The sequence below is a fragment of the Rhodococcus sp. NPDC019050 genome (assembly GCF_055664235.1).
Map to the genome: position 1 here is coordinate 1 of NZ_JBVOON010000008.1, position 23,840 is coordinate 23,840.

The following is a 23,840-nucleotide window of genomic DNA, read 5'->3' on the forward strand; positions in this document are numbered from 1 at the left end:
GTGAGCAGTGCAGAATGATCGTGGGTCATCGCGTAGCTGCTTTCTGTGAGTCACTGTGAGAGGTAACTCGTTGATCACTACGCGATGGCCCACCCTCGGCGAGGGAGCGACACGCCGCGGACCTGGCCGGATGCGCTCAGCCGATTCCCACCACTCCCCGGGACTTACCCGCCCGGAGTGTTCGACCTTCGCGATGTGCAGGCCTTCGATTGCGGTCGTTCCGGTTGGTTGCGCATGCCTGTCGAGCAGGGCGCGCAGTTCGTCGAACCTCACGTGCACGATTTCACCACGGTTCCGAACCGATAGTCCCTACCCATGGAGGATCAGGCAAGCAAGCGGGAGGATTTGTCTACTGTTCTTGCACTTCACCGCGTCAAATAGAGGCATCGCCCGAGATTGATCGGCCACCGACCCGGAGCCGATCGGGAGTATCGCACTCGAAACCGAGGAGAAGACATGACCGTCGGATACGGATTCAATTGCCCTTTTGACTGCGAAACCGGGGATGGCGGATCGGTTGGTCGATGTCCTGCTGACAGGCATGGACGACGGCAACCCCGCTTCCAGCGAGCACTGCCTGGTTTATCTGGTGTGTCGCTCCGCGTCTCGCCCCGATCTCATCCATGTCACAGAAGGCTGGACTAGTGAGGCAGATCATCACCGTCTGTTCGCGGGCGAGGCGGCGCAGGCAATCGTCGCCAGGATCCAAGACCTCGTCACCGGCGAGACCCCCCGCACCGATTACACACCGATAGGCGGAAAGGCCGACTTGTGATCGACCCATCCCGTCACACAACCAGCAGAGGAACGACATGTCACCTGTGACCTACCCGGCGCTCGATCCCGAACTAGATGCGCTACTCCTCGATTTCCCGCTCCTCCCACGGATCACGCCCGAAATTCTGGTCCAACTCCGCGCGATGCCGACTCCACCGCTCGAGGCCGTGCTCGTGGGCCGTGAGGTAGAGAGACGTGAGGTCACTGTCCCTGCTGATAATGGCAGCGGGATCCCGATGACCGTCCTGATGCCTGTAGACCGTGCACCTGCGGCGCCCTGCCTCTATTGGATGCGCGGCGGTGGCATGATCCTGGGAGACCGATTCTCCCAGTTGGATATTCCGTTGGAATGGCTCGATACCATGGGTGCTGTTGTGGTCACCGTCGACTATCGGCTCGCACCCGAGTACGGAGGCCTCACCCCCGTTCAGGACTGCTACAGAGGGCTGCACTGGATTGCCGAGCACGCCGACGATCTCGGCATCGATCCCGATCGCACCGTGGTCGCGGGTACGAGCGCAGGAGGAGGCCTTGCCGCCGGTCTCGCCTTGATGGCCCGTGACCTGGGTGGGCCCGCGATCGCCGCGCAAGTCCTGAGTTGCCCGATGTTGGACCACCGCAACACCACAACTTCCAGCCGACAGTACTCGGGCCGACCCGGGGTCTGGACTCGTGAGACCAACGAGTTCGCCTGGAACGCCCTCGTGGCCGACCTTTCCGATGAGGAGATCCCCGCCTACATCTCGCCCAGTCGAGCTCGCGAACTTGCCGGCCTCCCTCCCGCCTACATCGACGTCGGTTCCGCCGAAGTTTTTCCGCGACGAGGTCGTCGATTACGCCGCTGGGATCTGGGCAGCCGGCGGCCACGCCGAACTGCACGTCTGGGCCGGCGGATTCCACGGTTTCGATGCCCTGTTCCCCCGCGCGCGTCTGTCCACTGCCGCGCGACGAGTACGCACCGCGTGGCTCGCACGGACTCTCGCCTTCTCCCATGAAGTTGGGTAGCGGGCAGCTGATCGACTGCCAGCCGGTTCGGTCGCCCGTCTCCGACCGGATCGGTGGAGAATCGATTGCCCTAGTGGTGAGTGGTGTTCGGGATCAGAAGGCGTCGTTGATGGTGATCCGGTCGTACGTCGCCGGGAAGTCTTCGGCCCCAATGCAGTTCAGGGACGTGGTTTGCCCCACCTGAATCTGTTCCGTCGTGCAGTTGACCAAGGCCACCACTTCGTTTCCGTTCATGAACTTGATCTCTACGATCGCGCCGTCCGTCTCGTCCCGCGCATTCGTGACTCGAAGACCCTCCACCTGCACGTCACCGAGTGTGTCCTGGGTGACGGACCACCCTGGTGCATATTGAAATCCGGAGACCTCGAACGGCTGTCCCTCCGCAATAGTCAGAGGGTTGTCGGGACCACCCGGAGCAGCGTCGTCCACCTCTGCTGATTCGATCGCCTCGTTGACCTCGTTTCCCGCGACCGCCAGGACGGCGATGCACCCGCCGATTGCCAGCACGAACACCGCGAGCAGCGCCAGCAGGAGATTGCGCAACGTGTGTGACTTCTTCGGCGGCAGTGGGGGTGGTGGCTAGGGCGCCGACGGGGACGGACCGCTGTTCTGTACGCGATCGGTCCACCGGGCTCCGTCCCACCAGCGCATCACGCCCGATGGGTCGCGGTAATAGCCGGGGCCGGGTGATCCGGTGTTGCCTGGATTCGGAGTATCGGACATCAGCGATTCCTTCCGGCCGATGTGGATCCGGTTTCTTCAGCGTAGTGAGCCGAGGCGCGTATCCGCAGGGCTACTCCGCGGAAACAAAAACAAACTGGAAGATTGATATATCGTCTTATTCAAACCTACAGTATGTGAGGGCGGCTGCGATGGGTTCGAACTCGTGAGTATCGACGGTTCTCCACCGCTACCGGCTGCGGTGGCGCCGCCTCAGGCAAGCTCCGAAGCAGCGACGACGGCTCCGCGCGCCGGTCGATATGTCCTCCTCGAGCCGTTGCGGGCGATCGCGGCACTGATGGTGCTCGGTTATCACGTCTATCTCAGAAGCACGCCCGATCCTGAAAACACCTGGGATATCGCACGATTGCTGAATCTGGGAGTTCCGGTCTTCTTCGTGCTCTCCGGGTTCCTGTTGTACCGGCCCTTCGCATCGGCGCGGCTCGACGGACGGCCCATGCCTAACATCGGACGTTATGCGAAGCGCCGCTTCTTTCGGGTCGTCCCCGGTTATTGGGTTGCACTGACCGCCTGCGCGCTGTTGGTACCCGCATGGGTGGACGTGCTCAACCGCGATGCCTGGATCTATTACGGGCTCGCGCAGACGTGGATCTTGGGCCAGACGTTCGCAGGGCTTTCACCCGCGTGGAGTCTGTCCGTCGAGGCCGCGTTCTACCTACTGCTGCCGTTCTACGCCTTCGCGCTCCACCACGCCATCGGGCGATGCTCCCGGTCGACGCAACTGAAGGTCGAGGTGGCGATACTGTGCGCCGCCGGGATTTTCAGTCTCGTCGCCCGCCGTTACCTGTTCGGGGGTGGGGAAGGCCCGACAGGGTTTCTGGCCTGGTCGTTGCTGGGTCATCTCGATTGGTTCGCGGTCGGCATGGCACTCGCGCTGGCGAGCATCTTCTGGGCCGACAATCCGGAGCGTCCCCGGCTCGTGCGCCTCGTCGAATGCCGCGCGGGCACCTGCTGGGCGACGGCAACAGCTCTGTTTCTGCTGCTGGGGTTCGTGGTCGGAAACCCCGGTGACATCCTGCACGTTGCGGGCACCGTCATCGCGCTGCTCCTCGTCGCGCCCGCAGTGTTCGGCGACCCGGCGTCCGGCCGTGCCGGGCGGCTACTGGCCCTTCCCGTCATGGCAGGGCTGGGGATCATCTCCTACGGGATCTTTCTCTGGAACGAGCCGATAGCACTCTGGCTTCATTCGGTGGGAGCTGACGACTGGGGAGTGGTCGACGGGACTCCCGTCCTGCTGGTCCTCACCCTCACGTCGACAATCGGCGCGGCGGTGCTCAGTTACGTCCTGATCGAGCGTCCGACGGTGGCGTTCGCTCGCAGGAAATAACCTCGGACACGAATGGGCGCACGTCTCAGGCGGGTGCAGGTCCTTTGCCGAGCGCAGTCTTCACTGCGAAACCCGTCAGCAGTGTCCCGGCAGCCCATCGCTGGGCGAGTATCACGCGCGGCCGGGCGAACAGGAAGCCCGCGATCTTCGCCGCTCCGAGCACGATCATCCCGTTGACAGCGACTGCGATCACGATCTGCACCGCGCCGAGTTGGAGGAGTTGCAGCCACACCGGGCCCGACTCGGGAGACACGAACTGGGGGAGGAGTGCGGCGTACATCAACGCGATCTTCGGGTTGAGCAGGTTGGTCAGAAGGCCCATCCCGAAGAGCCGGCCATCGCTTACCGGATCCAGTTCGCGGGGCGAGAACAGGCCGTGTCCGCCGGGGCGGATCATTCCCCACGCCAGATATGCGAGATACGCAGCGCCGGCCAGTTTCAGCACGGTGAATGCCGCAGGGACCGCACCGAACACGACAGACAGACCGGCTACCGCCATCAGCAGGTAGCAGAGGAATCCCACCCCCGTGCCCGCCAACGACACCAGGCCGGCTCGCCGGCCCTGCCCGATCGCGCGGGACGTCAGGTAGACCATGTTCGGTCCGGGGGTGAGCACCATGCCCAGCGCGACGAGGGCTACACCCCCTGCTGCGGCAGCTTCGACGATCATCTGAGTTCCCCCCCGGGAAGAGGCTGTTACCGCAGGATAATCGGAATCAGTCGGCTACGTTGACCGGTTCGGTCACGGTCCCGGACGGTACGGCCTCGCTGGAGTTTGCGGGCCTGCCGTCTTGCTCTCGGGCTATTCCACGATCGGGAAGATCGAGTCCCCGTCTTCGGGGCTACCGTCGACCTGGCCGCGGTCCATGCGGGAATCCTCGACGATGACCCCGTCGACTGCTTCCGCATGTTTGACGGTGCCGTCGTCCTCATCCGCATCTTCATCGATGACCTCGTCCACGAGGTCTTCGGTGAGTTCGTCGTCCGGCATCACCGCGACCGGCACTTCCGGCGGTGTTTCGGGCTCGATATCCGGTTCTTCTTCGGCAAGCCGCTGGTCGAGCGATTCGCCTTCCTGCTCTTCGCGCTGTGTGGTGCCGAACTTATCGGCTTCGCTCCATCCTTCGGGCGGATCCACTACTTCGTCGCCGTCGTCATTGCGTACTTCGTCCGCGTCGAGACCCTCGCTAGGGCTGAGGGTGTCGCCGGGTCCATCTTCGATGCTCATACGGCAGGAAATACCCGAGCCGGCGGGCCCCGAAACGAAGCGGACTGTGGCGGACACAACGAAAATGCCGGGCCCGTGCGGGGCCCGGCATTTCCTTGTCGGTGAGTTGTGGAGCCTTCGAGGGCCGGCGTCGTCGGCGGGCCCCGGAAGAGCTATCTCAGTCTTTAGCGGCGAACGCCACGGCCGGTGACGGCCTTGACCAGGAACAGCAGGATCACTGCGCCGAGGAGGCAGGTCAGGAAGCTGAAGATCAGGCCACCGCCTTCGACATCGACACCGAACAGCTTCAGGAGGAAGCCGCCGATCAGGCCACCGATCACACCGACGACAACGTTGAGGAGAATGCCCTGCTGGGCGTCAGTGCCCATGAACTTACTGCCGATCCAACCGGCCAAACCACCGATGATGATCCAGCCGAGGATTCCGAGTCCGAGCATTGCGCGGGTCCTTCCTTGAGACTTTGGTCGAGAGATTGACTAGCCCATACTGCTTCTTTGCCGAGGTGGTTATACCCGTTTCGTCACGATCAAACCGCCGGTGCGCAAAATCGTTCGTTCCGGTGACTCTCCCGGGCGGAGTTTTGGGCGTGGAGAGGGCCACTACCCCGAACAAAGCACGAACGCGGAGTCGCAGGGCGCACACTGTTTCTCGTGCTCCCATCCGCGACGGATAAGCCCACCCGGGCGCCACTGGTGCTGGGAACGCTCATTCTCGTCGCGGCGGTGGCGAATCTCAATCTCGCCGTCGCCAATGTGGCCCTGCCCGACATCGGGAGAGCATTCGACACCAGCCAAACCGACCTGAATCTCATCGCGGTCGGGTATTCGCTGGGTTTGGCGGGGTCGGTGCTCTATCTCGGTGCGGTCGGCGACCGCTACGGCCGCAAAACGATGCTGGTGCTCGGTATGACGTTGTCGGTGCCGATCTCGCTACTCGCCGGTTTGGCACCGACCACCGAGGTGCTGTTTCTGGCGCGGGTGCTCGGCGGCATATCCGCGGGGCTGGCATTCCCGACGACGCTGGCATTGATCACTGCGTTGTGGTCGGGTGCGGCGCGGACCCGGGCGATCGCATTGTGGTCCGCCATCGGCGGTGGTCTCACGTCGCTCGGTCCGCTCGTGGCAGGAGCACTGCTCGAGTGGTTCTACTGGGGATCGGTGTTCCTGGTGACGATTCCGCTGGCGGTGGCTGCCCTCGTCCTGACGGTCGTTTTCGTCCCGAGGCACGTCAACGAGTCCACCACTCCGGTCGACCACCTCGGCGGGGTCGTGTCTGTCGTGATGGTGGGGTCGCTCGTTCTCGGCATCACCTTCGCGCCGGTGAGCGGTATGCAGACCACCGCCATCTCCGCGGGCGCGATCGCAGTGGCAGCCGGGGCCGTGTTCGTCATCCGCCAACTTCGGGCGCCGAACCCGCTGTTCGACCTGCGGGTCGCGCGTCGCCGAATCTTCTGGGTCGCGGCGGTGGCGGGCATCATCGTGTTCGGGTCGTTGATGGGATCGATGTACGTCAGCCAGCAGTATCTGCAGAACGTTCTCGGATACTCGACGCTGGCGGCGGGATCGGCTGCCTTGCCGGCCGCAGCGGTGATGGTGCTCGTGGCGCCGCAGTCCGCGAAGCTCGTGGAGGCGTACGGTTCGCGGTTCACGTTGTTGTCGGGCTACGTGCCGATCGCGCTCGCGTTGGTTCTGGCACTGGTGCTGTGGGACGAGAACGCCCGCTACTGGTCGATTGCCCTCGTATTCATGTTGATCGGTGCCGGCATCGGCCTCGCAGGGACACCCGCGTCCCACTCGCTCACGAGTTCGGTTCCGGTCTCACGGGCAGGAATGGCGTCGGGTACCTCGGATCTGCAGCGGGATCTGGGTGGCGCCATCATGCAGTCGACGCTCGGGGCACTGCTGACTGCCGGCTACACCGCGTCGTGGGCGGCGACAATCGCAAGCGCACCGGACGCTCGGTCCGTCAGCGAGCAAACGCAGGCCGCTCTCGAGAAGTCGTTCGCGGGCGCGCTTCACATCGCGGAGAGCAACCCGCAATATGCAGAGCAGATCATGTCCGCGGCGCGCACCGCCTTTCTCGACGGTGACGATCGTGCATACGCCGCAGCGATCGTGATCGTCGTGCTCGGCGCTCTACTGGTGTTCTTCGTGTACCCGAAGCGCGACGGGGAAAAGGAGCTTCTCGCGCACTACGCGCAGGAGGACTCCTTGGAGACGGTCGAGTAGAGATCGGCCGGGCAACGCCCGCATCGCGGTCGGCTGCCGGTCTACGACTCGGTGCGGCGCCGCGATAGCGTCGTGCCATGAGTTTGGTCGAGGCTTCACCCGTCGTTCGTACGCGCTTGTCCCGGTCGACGCTCCGGCCTGCGTTGCTCTTCGCTGTCGCCGTGGCCTTCCTGGCGCTGGCGGCCGTTCCCGTACACGAAGAGCTCTACACCGCGATCGCCCGGGCGATCGAAGCGTCACCGTTGGCGTCGGTCGCGGGGTTCGTCGCGGAGAAGGGCCCGCTCGTCCTCGTGGCGACCTTCGGGGTGCTGGCGATCCGGTCCTGGTTGCACGACCATCGAGCGCTCCGGATCCTCGTGGCCGGTGGCGTGGGCGCGGTGGTCGCGTACGTGACCAGTGAGCTCGTCAAGCTGGTGATCACCGAGCCCCGGCCGTGTCGGGCGCACGACGTGGTGACGGTCCTGGAGTGCCCCGAAGTGGGGGACTGGTCCTGGCCGTCGAATCACTCGGTGATCGCAGCGTCGCTGGCGACCGCCTGCGTTCTGGCCGTCCCGCGCATCATCTGGTTCGTTGCGCCCGTGGCGCTGCTGCTGGGGTTCTCGCGGGTCGGTGTGGGTGTGCACTATGTGCACGACGTGCTCTCGGGTTTCGCGCTGGGCGTGCTCGTGGTCACGGGCATCACGGTTGCGCTGCTTCCCCTCGTCGACCGTCTCTACCTCCGGCTCCCGGACCGATTCGGTCGCACGGACTGACGCTCTCCGAGAAGCCGCGGGACGGCGTTCAGCTGATGAGCGCCGACGCCAGTTCGCGGTATTCGGCGGCCGGGAATGCGTTGGAATCGGCCGTCAGCACCTGGATGGCAACCTCGTCGGCGCCCGCGCTGTAATGCTTTTCGATGCCGGCGACGACCCGGTCGAGATCTCCCCACGGAATCAGCGCGTCCATGAGTCGGTCGCTGCCTCCACCCGCCACGTCCTCTTCGGAGTACCCGATGCGGCGAAGGTTGTTCGAGTAGTTCGGCAGTGACAGGTAGCCGCGCATGTATTCGCGGGCGATGCCACGAGCGGCGGCCTCGTCGCTCTCGAGCACGACGGCGACCTCCGGGGCGAGCAACGGCCCGGTTCCGAGGATCTCGCGTGCCTGGGCGGTGTGTTCCGCAGGAACGAAGTACGGATGAGCACCGGCCGATCGTGTCGCCGACAGGGCGAGCATGCGCGGACCGAGAGCCGCGAGGACACGGCGATCGGCGGGAACCGGCGGCTGTGCGGCGTCGAGCGCGTCGAGGTACTCGACCATGTGGCTGTACGGCTTGGTGTAGGTGTGTGCTGCCTTCGCGTCGACGACGGGCGCGTGGCTGGTGCCCACCCCGAGTAGGAACCTGCCCGGATGATCCTGCTCGAATCGTTCGAGGGTCGCGGCGACGTCGGCCGGTTGGGCATGCCAGATGCTGACGATGCCGCTCGCGACGCCGAGACGTGTCGTCGCGTCGAGCACTTCGCCGTACACGGGGGGGAACGCCCTCGCCGAATCCTCCCGACGTCCACAGTCGTGCGTAGCCCAGGTCTTCGAGTTCACGCGCCGCGTCGAGCGCGGCCTCCCGGGTCTTTCCGCCGAGCCAGAACCCGCCGCCCCACACACTCACTCGTCGCGTCATGCACTCGACGATAACCGGAGGGAGGCGTCTGAGCCCGGTACCTGAGCCGGAACGGTCGTCAACCAAGGGTTGACGCATGGAACCCATACGACCGACCCATCCCATTCGGCTCGACGACCTCATCGAAGGAATCAAGCAAGTCCATCCCGACGTCCTCGACCAACTCTCCGACGCCGTGATCGCCGCAGATCACCTGGGCGACATCGCGGATCACCTCATCGGCCACTTCGTCGACCAGGCGCGACGTTCGGGTGCGTCGTGGTCCGAGATCGGTGCCAGCATGGGCGTTTCCAAACAGGCGGCCCAGAAGCGCTTCGTTCCGAAGCGCGAGAACGACCTGGATCCCGAGCAAGGATTCTCCCGGTTCACGCCACGCGCCAAGAACGTCGTCATGGCGTCGATGAACGCAGCCCGGGCAGCGGGCAACCCCGAGATCGCTCCGGGGCACCTCGCCCTCGGTCTCCTCACCGAGACCGACTCGTTCGCCGCGCAGGCGCTCATTGCCCAGGGGGTCGATCTCGAGGCGCTGCGCACCTCGATCGCAGCCACGCTGCCTGCCCCGTCGAGTGAGGCGCTGCCCGAACTGATCCCGTACGACGCACACGTCCGGAAGACGCTCGAACTGAGCTTCCGGGAAGCATTGCGCCTGGGGCACAACTACGTCGGCACCGAGCACATCCTTCTCGCCATGCTCGAAGTGGAGAACGGTTCCGGCGTGCTCTCGGCCACCGGCCTGAACAAGACCCGCACGGAAGTGGAGATACTGAAGATGCTGAGCGAGACCCCGAGGACCGCACAGGATTGAGAAGGCACCCGATCGGGTTTGTCGCGGGCGTGTCCGGGTACTCGGGGAGGACCAATGCGCTCAACCGATCGGAGTTGTCGAAATGGCAGGGAAACCTCCCATGATTCCAGGCACGCCCGCGGCCCTCGAGCCGCAGTTGGCCGAGCCGACCACGCCCGTGGATCCACCCGAAGCGAAGCCCGACCAGCGGGCGCCCGCTGGCCTGACCGCTACGGGCAACGCAGTGGATGTCGACGGGGCCCGCGCGCAGAGCGGGGCGTTCCTCACTACGGCGCAGGGCGCGCGTCTCACCGATTCGGACCACTCGCTCAAGGCTGGTCCGCGCGGTCCTACCCTGTTGCAGGATCACCATTTTCGCGAAAAGATCACCCACTTCGACCACGAGCGGATTCCGGAGCGCGTGGTGCACGCGCGCGGCGCTGCGGCCCACGGCGTGTTCAAGGCCAACGGCGCGGCGACCACGGTCACCAAGGCCGGCTTCCTGAAGAAGGGCGCGGAAACACCTGTTTTCGTGCGCTTCTCGACGGTGCTGGGTTCCCGCGGTTCTGCCGATGCGGTTCGTGACACCCGTGGTTTCGCGACCAAGTTCTACACCGAAGAAGGCACCTTCGATCTCGTAGGCAACAACATTCCGGTGTTCTTCATTCAGGACGCCATCAAATTCCCGGATATCATTCACGCCGGAAAGCCGCACCCGGACAGGGAAATTCCGCAGGCGCAGAGTGCCCACGACACGTTCTGGGATTTCGTCTCGCTCCACACCGAGGCGACCGCGCACACGATGTGGAACATGTCCGACCGCGGTATCCCGCGTTCGTACCGGATGATGGAGGGCTTCGGCGTCCACACCTTCCGGCTCATCAACGATGCCGGTGAGACCTCCCTCGTGAAGTTCCACTGGAAGCCGCGACTGGGCGTCCATTCGCTGGTCTGGGAAGAAGCCCAGATGATCAACGGCTTCGATCCGGACTACCACCGGCGCGATCTCGCAGACGCCATCGAGGCCGGCGCGTACCCGGAGTGGGATCTCGGAGTTCAGGTGTTCCCCGACAACCCGGAGCAGACCTTCGAGGGCATCGACCTGCTCGACCCGACGAAGATCGTGCCCGAGGAACTCGCGCCCGTACAGATCATCGGCACGATGGTCCTCAACGCGAATCCGACGAACTTCTTCGCCGAAACCGAACAGGTCGCGTTCCATCCCGGGCACCTCGTACCCGGCATCGACGTCACCGACGACCCGCTGTTGCAGGGCCGTCTCTTCTCGTACCTGGATACGCAGCTCACCCGGCTCGGTGGCCCGAACTTCGGCCAGATTCCGATCAACCGGCCGCACGCTCCCGTCAACGACATGCTGCGCGACGGTTTCCATCAGCACGCGGTCCACAAGGGTGTGGCGCCGTACAAGCCGAATTCGCTGGACGGTGGTTGCCCGTTCTTCGCCGGTGCCGACGAGGACGCGTTCATCGACTTCCCCGTCGAGCTTCCGGCGGCGCGGAAGGAACGCGCCGCAGCGCGGAGCTTCGACGATCACTTCTCGCAGGTCCGCCAGTTCTACAAGAGCCTGTCGGAGGTAGAGAAGGAGCACGTGGCGGAGGCGTACACCTTCGAGCTGGGCAAGTGCTACGAGCAGACGATCAAGGAGCGCCAGCTCCAGATCCTGGCCAACATCGACGCGGATCTGTGCGCGACGGTAGCGGCGGGACTCGGTCTGGAGGCTCCCGCGCCGACGATCGAACTCGTCGATCCGGCCCCGAGCCCCGCGCTGTCGCAGGTCGGTAAGACCTGGCCGGTGCAGGGCCGGATCATCGGTATCGTCGCCGACGACACCAGCGACCTCGGTGAGGTCCAGGCTGCCGTCCAGGCGATCGACGGGGCGGACTGCGTACCGCTGGTCATCGCTCCGCACGGCGGAAAGCTCGGGGGCATGGTCCCGATCTCCCGCACGTTCCTCACCGCTCGCTCGGTGGAGTTCGACGCGGCGCTGTTCGCGAGCCCGGCACCCGATCCGCGCGCCCGCATCCTCGCCGACGAGCTTTTGCGGCACCACAAGGCAGTCGCTGCGTGGGGCGACGGCGCGGTGTTGTTCGAGGGCGCCTCGGCACCGGGCGTGGTCTCTGCATCCGGTGCGTCGGACGCCGTCAGCGCGGTTCTGGAGCTGCTCGGTACCCACCGAGTGTGGGAGCGAACCGCAATGTGATCGAGTTCACCCGAGTGCGACTTACGGTTTCGAAAGCGCCGCGTTATTCTTTCGTTACCTCTGGTCGCAGCTGATGTCATCGCTGCGGCCAGTTGTTGTTTACGGGCGTTTCAGATTCCCGTAGTCGTGCGAGGGTAGGTCGCCTCTTTGTCGGTGAGCACGTTCACCACATAGGCAATCCCCGATGCGAAGGCCCTGTCCAAGGCAGGTCCGATCGCGCGGGGGTCGTCGACCGACTCACCCCCGGCGCCCAATGCGACCGCTACTCGGTCGTAACGGGTGCCGGGGGTGAGGTCTGCAGCGACGTCGTATCCGTAGAGCATCTGCATCGGACCTTTCTCGAGGCCCCAGGCCGAGTTGTTTCCGATCACGATCACCACCGGCAGACGGTGCCGCACGAGTGTGTCCACATCCATCAGCGACATGCCGGCCGCGCCGTCGCCGAGCAACAGCACGACCTGACTCGCGGGCCGTGCGATCCGCGCCGCAATGGCCGCACCCAGTCCGGCGCCGAGGCATCCGTACGGCCCGGGATCGAGCCAGAGACCCGGTTTCCGCGGCTCCACGAACTTCCCCGCGAACGACACGAAATCACCGCCGTCGCCGATGACCACGGCGTCGTCGGCCAGTCGCGGCAGAAGTTCGCCGTAGATGCGGGCCGGGTGGATGGGATCGGAGTCGGCGGCGAGCAGTGCCGAGTCCCGCGCCGCGGCCTCGAGCGCGAGATCTCGCAGTCGCTCCGCCCACGCGCGCACATCGGGACGGGCGGTCAGCGCCGAGAGAATCCCGTCGAAGCACGCCGTGAGGTCTCCGGACGCGGACGCCGCGAGTTCGGTATGTGCCGCCACCTGGCCGGGCGAATCCGCAATGTGGACCACCTGAGCGGGCGGCGCGCCGTCGCGGCCACCGAACCGTCCGTACCCGAGCCGGAAATCGAGCGGCGTACCCACGACCACCGCCAGATCGCACGTGCCGACCGCCGTACTACGTGCTTTGGTGACGAGCAGTCGATGACCGCCCGGAACGATGCCGCGGCCCATCCCGTTGGCGATCACCGGAACACCGAGTTCCTCGACGAACCACAGCGCAGCGTTCTCCGCGCCGTCCGCCCACACATCGGTGCCCAGGACGAGCAGTGGCCTCTCCGCCGCGGTCAGCAGTCGCGCGATCTCGGCGAGCGTCTCCGCATCGGGCTCGAGCCGGACCCGCACCGGCGGCTCGGGCCGCGGCGCACTGGCGCGGCCGTACAGCTCGTCCATCGGGACGTCGACGAAAGCCGGTCCGCGATGGGAGGATTCGGCTGCGGTGAAGGCCGCGTCGACGGTCGGGGCGATCTGCTCCACGGAACGAGCCGTCTCCGACATCTTGGTGACGGTCCGCATCAGCGGGGGCTGGTCCAGTTCCTGGAGGCTGCCCGTACCCCAGCGCGCGTTGGGTGCGCGGCCCCCGAGCACGACCAGCGGCGACCCCGCGAAGTGCGCCTGCGTGACCGCGCTGATCCCGTTGGTGACGCCAGGTCCGGCCGTGAGGACCGCCAGCCCCGGATGCCGGTCGAGTTTGCCCGTCGCCTCGGCCGCGAACACGGCCGTCTGTTCGTGCCGGACGTCGACGAGGCGCATCCGCGACTCGCCCTTCACCACAGCGTCGTACAGCGGGAAGACGTGGGCGCCGGAGAGGGTGAACATCGTCTCGACGCCGTGGGCGCGGGCTACGGCTGCGGCATGGTCACCGCCGTGCCCTTCCAACTCGGGGTTCATGCGCCCGAACGCTACGACGCCCCGACGGCCCGCGGGTTCGGTTCGGGGGAACGGGCCTCACGCGAGTTTCGAGGCGGTGCCGACCAGGACGTTGCGGACGGAGGTGAAGCGTGTCGCGGTCGCAACGCCGGCGAGCATCCGGGACGCCCGCACGAGTAGCTGCGTGCGATGTCGTCGCGCACGGTCGTAGCGCCGCAGTGCTTCGGTGACGGGATACACACCGAGCAGGCCCGCGAGCGCGGACGCATCCACGATCGCCTCGCAGGCACCGCGGCCGAGGTTGGGAGCCATGGCATGCGCGGCGTCCCCGATGAGGGCCACGTTTCCGCGGACGTACGACGGCACCGGCGGAGACTGATACAGGTCGTGATGCAGCACTTCCGCGGGATCGATCCGGTCCAGCACGCCGACGACCGCCGGATGCCAGTGGTGGAACCGCTCGCGTAGTTCCGCGACACCGCCGGTCGAGTCGGCCGGTGCCCGCACGGCCGCGAACCAGTTGGTGAGTTCCCCGTCGCGGGGGGTGATCCCGAACAGGGCCTTCGGCCCCCAGCTTTCGCTCAGTGAGTCCGTGGAACCGTCGACCCATCCCCGCCATGCGGTGAAGCCGGTGTAGACGGGGCGGAACCGGGGACCGAACACCGCGTCGCGTGTTGCGCTGCCGATGCCGTCGGCTCCGATCACGACGTCGTAGCCCGACAGATCCCGCACCGGAGGTGCGGCCCGGCCGAATTGCACTGTGCCGTCGGGTAACCCGCCGGCCAGCAGGCTCAGCAGCGGTGGACGGGACAGGAGTACCGGGGGTTGCCGGGGCTTGTCGAGGCGGGCGATTGGCGTGCCGTCCCACCGGAGGACGGCCGCCGAGTCCTGCACCACGCCGAGTTTCTCGGCCTCGCCTCCGAGACCGGCGGCCCGGAGGGCGGTGAGGGCCGCGGGCCACAGTCCCAGCGCGGTTCCGGTGTGCGGCAGGGCGTCGGCGCGCTCGAACACGTCGACGTGCCAGCCGAGGCGGACGAGCGCGTTCGCTGCGGTGAGGCCGCCGATGCCGCCGCCGAGGATCGCCGCCTTCGCTGCATACCGGTTCGTGGACATACCCGAAAACTACTACGGATGTAGTGCCATGTCACTACATCCGTAGTAACTACTTATGCTGGTGCCGTGACCGACAAGCGTGCGGCGGTACTCGATGCCGCGATCGACGTCCTCGGGACGGAAGGCGTACGCGCCCTGACCCATCGCCGGGTCGACGCTCGGGCCGGCGTGCCTGCGGGGTCCACGTCCAACTACTTCCGGACCAGGGGAGCCCTCGTCGAGGGCGTGCTCGACCACCTGCTCGAGAGCGACCGGCAGGACCTGGCCGCACTCACGACGGGCGGCCAGGTACCGCAGCGCCAGGACCTCGAAGCGCTGCTGCGGGACTATGTCCTCTATTCGACCGGGCCGGAAGCGCCGAGAACCCGCGCCCGGCTTGCACTCTTCGTCGAATCCACGACGGTCCCCGCATTGCGCGCGTCGGTCGGAGCGCGACGCGGCGAACTGCGCGCCTGGGGCGCGGAGATCCTCGCAGCACTCGGTGCCGACGACCCCGCCGCGGCCGCGCAGATCGTTGTGGACTATCTCGACGGGGTCATCCTCCACCGGCTCACCTCCGAGGAGGACGGGACAGACCCGCAGGTCGGTATCAGCCGGGTCCTCGACGCCGTTCTGCCGCGATCCTCGGCAATGTGAACGGGACATAACAGCCGTGTCACCGGGTTATTTACGCAGGTCAGGGGGAAAGTAGGGCAGCCTATGTTGCATTACCCCCGGTGACCTGGCATATCGTTTCTCGCAGAACGGTGGGCCCACGATGTCCCACCGGTCGTCAGACCCGGCTCGTGTTGCCAAAAAAAGGCACCCGCACCGTCGCGGATGAGCGGATACTGGCGATGTCGAAGGTATCGGACACCCGGCCGATACCCGTCTACGGCAGTAGATGGCCATCAGCGCTGCTGGTCGTCGGTGCTATCGCACGCAACGAAGGCTAGGTATGACTCTTCTCCCCGGGCCTCAAGGGCTCTACCACCCCTCGAACGAGCACGACTCCTGTGGCGTCGCGTTCGTCGTCGACATGCACGGCCGCCGAAGCCGGGACATCGTCGAAAAGGCGATCACCGCGCTCGTCAATCTCGAGCATCGCGGTGCCGCGGGAGCCGAGCAGAACACCGGTGACGGCGCCGGCATCCTCATCCAGATCCCCGACGCCTACTTCCGCGCGGTCGTGGACTTCGACCTGCCCGCCGAAGGCGCCTACGCGACCGGTATCGCCTTCCTGCCCAAGGGCAAGGAAGCCGCAGACGAGGCAGCCGCCCAGGTCGACCGCATCGTCGAAGAAGAGGGACTCGAAGTCCTCGGCTGGCGCGAAGTGCCCGTGGACGAGTCGGAACTCGGCTCGATGGCGATCGACGCCATGCCCACGTTCCGGCAGATCTTCGTCGCGTCCGGCGCTCGTGCGCTGACCGGCATCGAACTCGAGCGTCGCGCCTACGTGGTGCGCAAGCGCACAGAGCACGAACTCGGCCACGAAGGCCCCGGTGAAGACGGACCCGGTCGCGAGACCGTCTACTTCCCGAGCCTGTCGGCGTCGACCTTCGTCTACAAGGGCATGCTCACGACGCCGCAGCTCAAGGGCTTCTACGTCGACCTCCAGGACGAGCGCGTCGAATCGGCTCTCGGCCTGGTCCACTCGCGCTTCTCTACCAACACCTTCCCGTCGTGGCCCCTCGCCCATCCCTTCCGTCGCGTCGCCCACAACGGTGAGATCAACACCGTCACCGGCAACGCCAACTGGATGCGGGCGCGTGAGGCACTGATCGACAGCGACATCTTCGGTGGCCGCGACAAGCTCGAGAAGATCTTCCCCGTCTGCACACCGGGCGCGTCGGACACCGCACGCTTCGACGAGGTGCTCGAACTCCTGCACCTCGGTGGCCGCAGCCTGCCGCATGCGGTGCTCATGATGATCCCGGAGGCCTGGGAGCGGCACGCCGCCATGGACCCGGCCCGCCGCGCGTTCTACGAGTACCACTCGGCGCTCATGGAACCGTGGGACGGCCCCGCGTCCGTGTGCTTCACCGACGGCGTCGTCATCGGCGCGGTGCTCGACCGCAACGGTCTGCGTCCGTCGCGCGCATGGGTCACCGACGACGGTCTCGTCGTCATGGCCTCCGAGGTGGGTGTGCTCGACATCCCCGCCGAGAAGATTGTGAGCAAGCGGCGCCTGCAGCCGGGCCGGATGTTCCTCGTCGACACGGCCCAGGGCCGCATCGTCGAAGACGAGGAGATCAAGCGCGAACTCGCCGCCGAACTGCCCTACCAGGAGTGGGTCGAGAACGGCGTCACCCGGCTCGAGGATCTGCCGCAGTCGAAGTACACCTACATGTCGCACGAGCGTGTCGTGCTGCGCCAGCAGGTGTTCGGCTACACCAACGAAGAGGTCGACCTCCTCATCAAGCCGATGGCCGCCACCGGTGGTGAGGCGCTCGGCTCCATGGGCACCGACACCCCGATCGCCGTGCTGTCGTCGCGCCCGCGCATGCTGTTCGACTTCTTCTCGCAGTTGTTCGCCCAGGTGACGAACCCGCCGCTGGACGCGATCCGTGAAGAGATCGTCACCAGCATGGGCGGGATGCTCGGCCCCGAGGGCGACCTCCTCGACCCGACGGCGGCTTCGTGCCGGCGGATCCTGCTCTCTGCGCCCGTGATCGACAACGACGATCTGCAGAAGCTCATCCACGTCAACGACGAGAAGCAGTTCCCCGGCTTCAACAGCGTCATCATCCGCGGCCTGTACCCGGTCGCGGAAGGCGGTGCGGGCCTCGAGCGCGCGCTCGAGAGCATCCGCGCGCAGGTGTCGCAGGCCATCGAGAAGGGCGCACGCCTGATCGTGTTGTCGGACCGGGAGTCCGACGAGAAGCTCGCCCCGATCCCGTCGCTGCTGCTCACCTCCGCGGTGCACCACCACCTCGTGCGGGAGAAGACGCGCACTCAGGTCGGGCTGCTGGTCGAGGCCGGAGACGCCCGCGAGGTGCACCACATCGCCGCGCTCTGTGGATTCGGTGCTGCTGTGGTCAACCCGTACATGGCGTTCGAGAGCATCGACGAGCTGTTGCAGAACGGCGACCTGCCCGAGGGCATCACCCTCGAGAAGGCCATCGCCAACTACATCAAGGCCGCGTCGAAGGGCGTTCTCAAGGTGATGTCCAAGATGGGCATCTCCACCCTCGCCTCCTACACCGGCGCCCAGCTGTTCCAGGTCATCGGCCTGTCGCAGGACCTCCTCGACGAGTACTTCACCGGCCTGCAGTCGCAGCTCGGCGGGGTCGGGCTCGACGAGATCGCCCGCGACGTGGCGGCCCGTCACAGCTCGGCGTTCCTCGACCGTCCGTCCGAGCACGCGCACCGCGAACTCGAGGTGGGCGGCGAATACCAGTGGCGCCGTGAGGGTGAGTACCACTTGTTCAACCCGGACACGGTGTTCAAGCTCCAGCACGCGACCCGCACCGGCCAGTACAAGGTCTTCAAGGAGTACACGCAGCTCGTCGACGATCAGTCGAAGCAGCTCGCGTCCCTGCGCGGCCTGTTCGAGTTCAAGACCGGTCTGCGGCCCGCCGTGCCGATCGACGAGGTCGAACCGGCGAGCGAGATCGTCAAGCGGTTCTCCACGGGCGCGATGAGCTACGGCTCCATCTCGTCGGAGGCCCACGAGACCCTGGCCATCGCGATGAACCGTCTCGGCGGCCGGTCGAACTCCGGTGAGGGCGGCGAACATCCCGACCGCTTCACGCCGGACGAGAACGGTGACTGGCGTCGCTCCGCGATCAAGCAGGTCGCGTCCGGCCGGTTCGGTGTGTCGTCGCACTACCTGACGAACTGCACCGACATCCAGATCAAGATGGCGCAGGGTGCCAAGCCCGGCGAGGGCGGCCAGCTTCCGCCGCACAAGGTGTACCCGTGGGTCGCCGAGGTGCGTGGTTCCACGCCCGGCGTCGGCCTGATCTCGCCGCCGCCGCACCACGACATCTACTCCATCGAGGATCTCGCGCAGCTGATCCACGACCTGAAGAACGCCAATCCCGCTGCCCGCATCCACGTGAAGCTGGTTTCGGAACTGGGCGTCGGCACCGTTGCGGCAGGTGTGTCGAAGGCGCACGCCGACGTGGTGCTCATCTCGGGTCACGACGGTGGCACGGGCGCGTCCCCGCTCACCTCGCTCAAGCACGCGGGCGCACCCTGGGAGATCGGCCTGGCCGAGACCCAGCAGACCCTGATGCTCAACGGTCTGCGTGACCGCATCGTCGTGCAGGTCGACGGTCAGATGAAGACGGGCCGCGACGTCGTCGTCGCTGCGCTGCTCGGCGGCGAGGAGTTCGGTTTCGCCACCGCGCCGCTCGTCGTCTCGGGTTGCGTGATGATGCGCGTCTGCCATCTCGACACCTGCCCGGTGGGCGTCGCGACGCAGAATCCGGTGCTGCGCAAGCGCTTCACCGGCAAGCCGGAGTTCGTGGAGAACTTCATGCTCTACATCGCCGAGGAGGTCCGCGAGTACCTCGCCGAACTCGGTTTCCGCAGCCTCGACGAGGCGATCGGACAGGTCGACTGCCTCGACACCCGCAAGGCCGTGGAGCACTACCGGGCGTCGAAGCTGGATCTGTCGCCGCTGCTGCAGAAGATCACCTCGCCGATCTTCGGCGAGCAGGACATGCACTGCACCAAGCAACAGGACCACGCTCTCGACAAGGCGCTCGACAACGACCTGATCGCACAGGCGCAGTCGGCTCTCGAGACCGGCGCCTCGGTCAAGATCGACACGGCGATCACGAACGTCAACCGCACCGTCGGCACGATGCTCGGCCACGAGGTCACCAAGAAGTACGGCAAGGACGGCCTGCCCGACGACACGATCGACATCACGTTGACGGGTTCGGCGGGTAACAGCTTCGGCGCCTTCGTACCTCGGGGCATCACGCTTCGTCTGTACGGTGACGCGAACGACTTCGTCGGCAAGGGCTTGTCGGGTGGGCACATCGTCGTGCGTCCCCCGCTCGACGCCGCACCGGGATTCGTGCCGGAGGACAACATCATCGCCGGCAACGTGATCCTGTTCGGTGCCACCGGCGGTGAGGTTCTCATCCGCGGTGTCGCCGGTGAGCGGTTCGCAGTCCGCAACTCCGGAGCCACGGCCGTCGTCGAAGGCGTCGGCGACCACGGCTGCGAGTACATGACGGGTGGCAAGGTCGTCATCCTCGGCAAGACCGGCCGCAACTTCGGTGCGGGTATGTCCGGTGGCGTCGCGTTCGTGTACAACCCGGACAAGGACTTCGAGGACAACCTCAACACCGAACTGGTCGACCTCGAGGATCTCGAGGGCGAGGACTTCGTCTGGCTCAAGGGCGCAGTCGAACGGCATCGTGACGAAACGGGCTCCGAGGTCGCAGCCCGCATCCTGGCCGACTGGTCACAACAGGTCAGCCACTTCGCGAAGGTCATGCCTCGCGATTACAAGAAGGTACTCATGGCAATCAAGGACGCCACCATTCGTGGTGCGAACGTGGACGAGGCGATCATGGAGGCAGCACGTGGGTGATCCGAGCGGCTTCCTCAAGCACGGGTCGCGCGAGACGCCGGTCCGCCGCCCCGTCCCACTCCGGCTGCTCGACTGGAAAGAGGTCTACGAGCCGTTCCCGCTCGAGACCCTGAAGACCCAGGCGAGCCGCTGCATGGACTGCGGTATTCCCTTCTGCCACAACGGTTGCCCGCTCGGGAACCTGATTCCCGAGTGGAACGACCTGGCGTACAAGGGCAAGTGGGAGGACGGCATCGAACGTCTCCACGCCACCAACAACTTCCCCGAGTTCACGGGGCGGCTGTGCCCGGCCCCCTGCGAGGCGTCGTGCGTCCTGGGTATCAACCAGGATCCGGTGACGATCAAGCAGGTCGAGGTCGAGCTGATCGAGAAGGCCTTCGAGGACAACCGCGTCAGGCCGGTTCCGCCGTCGAAGCTCACCGGCCGTAAGGTGGCCGTCGTCGGCTCGGGTCCGGCGGGACTTGCTGCAGCGCAGCAGCTCACGCGAGCCGGTCACACCGTGACGGTCTTCGAGCGGGCCGACCGCATCGGTGGCCTGCTCCGCTACGGCATTCCCGAGTTCAAGATGGAGAAGCGCTTCATCGACCGCCGTCTTGCGCAGATGGAGGCCGAGGGCACCGTCTTCAAGACGGGCGTGAACGTCGGTGTCGACATCACTGCAGACCAACTGCGCGAGCAGTTCGATGCCGTGGTCCTCGCCGGCGGTGCGACGCTGGCCCGCGACCTGCCCATCCCCGGGCGGGAACTCGACGGGATCCATCAGGCGATGGAGTTCCTGCCGATCGCCAACCGCGTGCAGTTCGGTGACCTTCCCGCGCCGACCATCACGGCGGAAGGCAAGAAGGTCGTCATCATCGGCGGCGGCGACACCGGTGCCGACTGCCTCGGTACCTCGCATCGTCAGGGTGCGGCGAGCGTCCACCAGTTCGAGATCATGCCGCGTCCGCCGGAGCAGCGCGCCGAGTCGACGCCGTGGCCGACGTATCCCTTGATGTACCGCGTGTCGTCGGCGCACGAAGAGGGCGGCGACCGCGTGTTCTCGGTCAACACCGAAGAATTCGTCGGTAAGGACGGCAAGGTCACCGCTCTCAAGGCGCACGAGGTGCGCATGGTGAACGGCCGTTTCGAGAAGGTCGAGGGAAGCGACTTCGAACTCGAAGCCGATCTCGTCCTCCTCGCGATGGGCTTCGTCGGACCCGAGAAGCCGGGTCTGCTCACGGATCTCGGCGTGGACCTCAACGAGCGTGGCAACGTGGCCCGCTCGGAGGAATGGTCCACCAACGTCGACGGCGTCTTCGTCGCCGGTGATATGGGACGCGGTCAGTCGCTGATCGTGTGGGCCATCGCGGAGGGCCGCGCGTGCGCGGCGGCGGTGGACCGGTTCCTCGAGGGAGCAACGGCGCTTCCTTCGCCGATCACCACGACCACGATGCCGCAACGCTGACGTAAGCCGAAACGAGCGGGGGGGCCCCCCCCCCCCGGGGGGGGGGGGGTGGGGGGGGTGGGGGGGGGGGGGGGGGCCCCACCACCGCCGCAAACCCCCCCCCCCCGGGGGGGGTGGGCCCGCCGGGGGGGGGGGGGGCGGGTGCCCGCGGGGGCCCCCCGGCGGTAGCTGCCCCCACCCCCACCCCCCCGCGCCCCCACCGCGCCCTACCCCCAAACCCCCGGGGCCCCCCCCCCGACGGGGGGGGGGCCCCGCTTGGTCGATTCCGGGGTTCTACCGAACCTGCAGACCTGCGAAACGGCCCGAAGCGGCTGCGTATTCGCCCGCGAGGTCGTCGACGATCGTCTGCACCGGCGTCACCTCGTCGATGAGACCCAGCCCCTGACCTGCGGCCCAGATGTCCTTCCAACGGCCCTGCACGTCGCCACCCGCGTTGTAGTTGCGTGTCGCCGGCGCGGTGAGGGCATCGGGATCGAGTCCGTTCGCGACCAGGCTGGGACGCAACCACGACGCGTCGGTCCCGGTGACTCCCGAACTGACGATCAGGTCGTCCGGCCCGTGCTCGACGACCATCCGCTTGTAGTCAGGGGACGCCATGCTCTCCGTCGCCGCGAGGAACCGGGTGCCCATGTAGACGAGGTCGGCACCGGCCGCGACCGCTCCCGCCACCCCCCACCCGTCGGCGATGCCGCCACCGACCACGAGGAGACCGTCGAAGAACTGACGGACCGCGGAGACGAAGGCGAACGGAGACAGGTGACCGGTGTGCCCACCGGCGCCGGCGGAGATGCAGGCGAGTCCGTCGACACCGAACCCGGCCGCCTTACGGGCGAGCCGGATCGAGACCACGTCCGCGAGCACGATTCCGCCGTAACCCTTGACCGTCTCCATCACCGGCTCCGGGGACCCGAGAGCCGTGATGACCACGGGAGGACGGTGTTCCGCGACGAGGCGCAGATCCTCCTCGAGACGCTGATTGGACCGGTGCGTCACCAGATTCACCGCCCAGGGTGCGGTGTCGGGACCTGCGGCCGCGACACCGTCGGTGATCGTCCCCATCCATCGGTCGAGGTCGGCGGAGGTGCGGCAGTTGGGCGTCGGGAACGAACCGACGATGCCCGCCGCGCTCGCCGCCACGACCAGTTCCGGTCCGGACACCAGGAACATCGGGGCCGCGACCACAGGAACGCGAAGCCGTGCGGGAAGGGGATGCGCAGCCGTCGCCTCGGCTGTTGCGGTTGTGCTCACAGTGACTCCAGAATTTCGGTGCGGATGTGGCGCCGCAACAGTTTGCCGACCGCATTGCGCGGCAGGGTGTCGACGATTTCGATGCGTTCGGGCAGTTTGAACGACGCGATGTCCCGGGCGCGAAGATGCGCCGTCAGGTCGTCGAGTGTGGGTGTTGCGTCGGCGCTCGGAACCACGACGGCGCAGCACTTTTCGCCGAGGACCTCGTCGGGGATACCGACGATCGCCACTTCGGCGACCGCCGGATGGTCCTGCAGAAGCCCTTCGATCTCTGCCGGGGCGATGTTCATGCCGCCGCGGATGATGATCTCCTTGATCCGGTCGACGAAACGCAGGTACTCGCCGTGTTCACCGCACAACTCGAAAACGTCTCCACTGCAGAGGTATCCGTCCTCGTCGAAAGGCGACGACGTGGTGGTGCCTTCGAGATAACCACCGAAGACGGTGGGGCCCTTGAGCCGGAGTTCCCCGCGACCGCCGACGGTGTCGACCAGTGCACCGGTAATGGGATCGATCAAGCGCACCGAGGTGCTGCGGCTCAGGCGCACCACCCACGACTGGTCGGGTGCGGCGTAGTTCGGGAGGTGCTGTGCCCGGATCGTCGGGTCCGGCATGTCGCCCGGCGCGCCGAGAAGACACACACCCTCGTTGGAACCGAAGAAGTTGATCACTTCGACTCCGTGGTCGTTCTGCCACGCGGCCACGACCGACGGCGGAAGCGGCGCGCCTCCCGCCCCGACGCGCTCGAGCGACGACAGATCGAACTTCTCACGCAGGACGTCGTTCTGGAGCAGCATCGTC

At 66.4% G+C, this 23,840-nt stretch carries 20 protein-coding genes; 10 read left to right on the top strand and 10 right to left on the bottom strand.

Annotation, left to right across the window (positions count from 1 at the left end; all coding sequences use genetic code 11):
* Positions 1-487: 487 nt before the first annotated feature.
* Together AC0B44_RS10700 and AC0B44_RS10705 are read left to right on the top strand one after the other, a co-directional pair.
* Positions 488-775: a putative quinol monooxygenase gene (locus tag AC0B44_RS10700; RefSeq protein ID WP_471902867.1), complete on the top strand. Its 288-nt coding sequence runs from the start codon at positions 488-490 to the stop codon at positions 773-775.
* Between the two features lie 37 nt (positions 776-812).
* Positions 813-1,772, top strand: coding sequence for an alpha/beta hydrolase (locus AC0B44_RS10705; protein WP_471902868.1), 960 nt, complete (start codon positions 813-815; stop codon positions 1,770-1,772).
* A gap of 103 nt (positions 1,773-1,875) precedes the next feature.
* On the opposite strand, the gene AC0B44_RS10710 is transcribed toward AC0B44_RS10705, so the two are convergent.
* Positions 1,876-2,325, bottom strand: coding sequence for a hypothetical protein (locus AC0B44_RS10710; RefSeq protein ID WP_471902869.1), 450 nt, complete (start codon positions 2,323-2,325; stop codon positions 1,876-1,878).
* A gap of 36 nt (positions 2,326-2,361) precedes the next feature.
* A complete protein-coding gene (locus tag AC0B44_RS10715; RefSeq protein ID WP_471902870.1) occupies positions 2,362-2,505 on the bottom strand; it encodes a DUF2510 domain-containing protein in 144 nt (47 codons plus the stop codon).
* Between the two features lie 163 nt (positions 2,506-2,668).
* Between AC0B44_RS10715 and AC0B44_RS10720 the strand changes: the two genes are divergently transcribed.
* Positions 2,669-3,850 (top strand): acyltransferase family protein, encoded by a 1,182-nt coding sequence (locus AC0B44_RS10720; protein WP_471902871.1) that lies wholly within the window; start codon positions 2,669-2,671, stop codon positions 3,848-3,850.
* A 25-nt stretch (positions 3,851-3,875) separates the two neighbouring features.
* Here the strand turns inward: AC0B44_RS10720 and AC0B44_RS10725 are convergent, their stop codons facing one another.
* The 3 genes from AC0B44_RS10725 to AC0B44_RS10735 all read right to left on the bottom strand — a co-directional run bounded on the left by AC0B44_RS10725 (position 3,876) and on the right by AC0B44_RS10735 (position 5,515).
* Entirely contained in the window at positions 3,876-4,517 is a 642-nt protein-coding gene (locus AC0B44_RS10725) for a LysE family translocator (RefSeq protein WP_471903001.1), read from the bottom strand.
* 135 nt (positions 4,518-4,652) lie between these two features.
* On the bottom strand, positions 4,653-5,078 hold the full coding sequence (locus tag AC0B44_RS10730; protein WP_471902872.1) for a hypothetical protein: 426 nt from the start codon (positions 5,076-5,078) through the stop codon (positions 4,653-4,655).
* Positions 5,079-5,242: 164 nt separating this feature from the next.
* Positions 5,243-5,515 (bottom strand): GlsB/YeaQ/YmgE family stress response membrane protein, encoded by a 273-nt coding sequence (locus AC0B44_RS10735; protein ID WP_169620865.1) that lies wholly within the window; start codon positions 5,513-5,515, stop codon positions 5,243-5,245.
* Between the two features lie 213 nt (positions 5,516-5,728).
* Between AC0B44_RS10735 and AC0B44_RS10740 the strand changes: the two genes are divergently transcribed.
* Together AC0B44_RS10740 and AC0B44_RS10745 are read left to right on the top strand one after the other, a co-directional pair.
* Entirely contained in the window at positions 5,729-7,306 is a 1,578-nt protein-coding gene (locus tag AC0B44_RS10740) for an MFS transporter (protein ID WP_471902873.1), read from the top strand.
* 77 nt (positions 7,307-7,383) lie between these two features.
* Complete coding sequence (locus tag AC0B44_RS10745) at positions 7,384-8,058, top strand: phosphatase PAP2 family protein (RefSeq protein ID WP_471902874.1); 675 nt, start codon at positions 7,384-7,386, stop codon at positions 8,056-8,058.
* A gap of 28 nt (positions 8,059-8,086) precedes the next feature.
* Here AC0B44_RS10745 and AC0B44_RS10750 read toward each other — a convergent pair whose 3' ends face one another.
* Positions 8,087-8,812 (bottom strand): TIGR03620 family F420-dependent LLM class oxidoreductase, encoded by a 726-nt coding sequence (locus tag AC0B44_RS10750; RefSeq protein WP_471902875.1) that lies wholly within the window; start codon positions 8,810-8,812, stop codon positions 8,087-8,089.
* Positions 8,813-9,036: 224 nt separating this feature from the next.
* On the opposite strand from AC0B44_RS10750, the gene AC0B44_RS10755 reads away from it, so the two are divergent.
* Both AC0B44_RS10755 and AC0B44_RS10760 read left to right on the top strand, forming a co-directional pair.
* Positions 9,037-9,765 carry a Clp protease N-terminal domain-containing protein gene (locus AC0B44_RS10755; protein ID WP_471902876.1) on the top strand — a complete coding sequence of 243 codons (729 nt, stop codon included), beginning with the start codon at positions 9,037-9,039 and terminating at the stop codon, positions 9,763-9,765.
* 82 nt (positions 9,766-9,847) lie between these two features.
* Positions 9,848-11,965: a catalase gene (locus tag AC0B44_RS10760; protein ID WP_471902877.1), complete on the top strand. Its 2,118-nt coding sequence runs from the start codon at positions 9,848-9,850 to the stop codon at positions 11,963-11,965.
* Between the two features lie 110 nt (positions 11,966-12,075).
* Here the strand turns inward: AC0B44_RS10760 and AC0B44_RS10765 are convergent, their stop codons facing one another.
* On the bottom strand, positions 12,076-13,722 hold the full coding sequence (locus AC0B44_RS10765) for an acetolactate synthase (RefSeq protein ID WP_471902878.1): 1,647 nt from the start codon (positions 13,720-13,722) through the stop codon (positions 12,076-12,078).
* A 57-nt stretch (positions 13,723-13,779) separates the two neighbouring features.
* A complete protein-coding gene (locus tag AC0B44_RS10770) occupies positions 13,780-14,814 on the bottom strand; it encodes an FAD-dependent monooxygenase (protein WP_471902879.1) in 1,035 nt (344 codons plus the stop codon).
* A gap of 66 nt (positions 14,815-14,880) precedes the next feature.
* Between AC0B44_RS10770 and AC0B44_RS10775 the strand changes: the two genes are divergently transcribed.
* From AC0B44_RS10775 to AC0B44_RS10785, 3 genes are all read left to right on the top strand, one after another.
* Positions 14,881-15,450: a TetR/AcrR family transcriptional regulator gene (locus AC0B44_RS10775; RefSeq protein ID WP_471902880.1), complete on the top strand. Its 570-nt coding sequence runs from the start codon at positions 14,881-14,883 to the stop codon at positions 15,448-15,450.
* 301 nt (positions 15,451-15,751) lie between these two features.
* Positions 15,752-20,347: a glutamate synthase large subunit gene (gene gltB / locus AC0B44_RS10780; RefSeq protein WP_471902881.1), complete on the top strand. Its 4,596-nt coding sequence runs from the start codon at positions 15,752-15,754 to the stop codon at positions 20,345-20,347.
* Positions 20,340-21,791 carry a glutamate synthase subunit beta gene (locus AC0B44_RS10785; protein WP_471902882.1) on the top strand — a complete coding sequence of 484 codons (1,452 nt, stop codon included), beginning with the start codon at positions 20,340-20,342 and terminating at the stop codon, positions 21,789-21,791. Before gltB ends, AC0B44_RS10785 begins: the two co-directional genes overlap by 8 nt.
* 273 nt (positions 21,792-22,064) lie before the next feature.
* On the opposite strand, the gene AC0B44_RS10790 is transcribed toward AC0B44_RS10785, so the two are convergent.
* Entirely contained in the window at positions 22,065-23,039 is a 975-nt protein-coding gene (locus AC0B44_RS10790) for an NAD(P)H-dependent flavin oxidoreductase (RefSeq protein WP_471902883.1), read from the bottom strand.
* Positions 23,036-23,836 (bottom strand): class I adenylate-forming enzyme family protein, encoded by an 801-nt coding sequence (locus AC0B44_RS10795; protein ID WP_471902884.1) that lies wholly within the window; start codon positions 23,834-23,836, stop codon positions 23,036-23,038. Before AC0B44_RS10795 ends, AC0B44_RS10790 begins: the two co-directional genes overlap by 4 nt.
* Positions 23,837-23,840 lie beyond the last annotated feature (4 nt).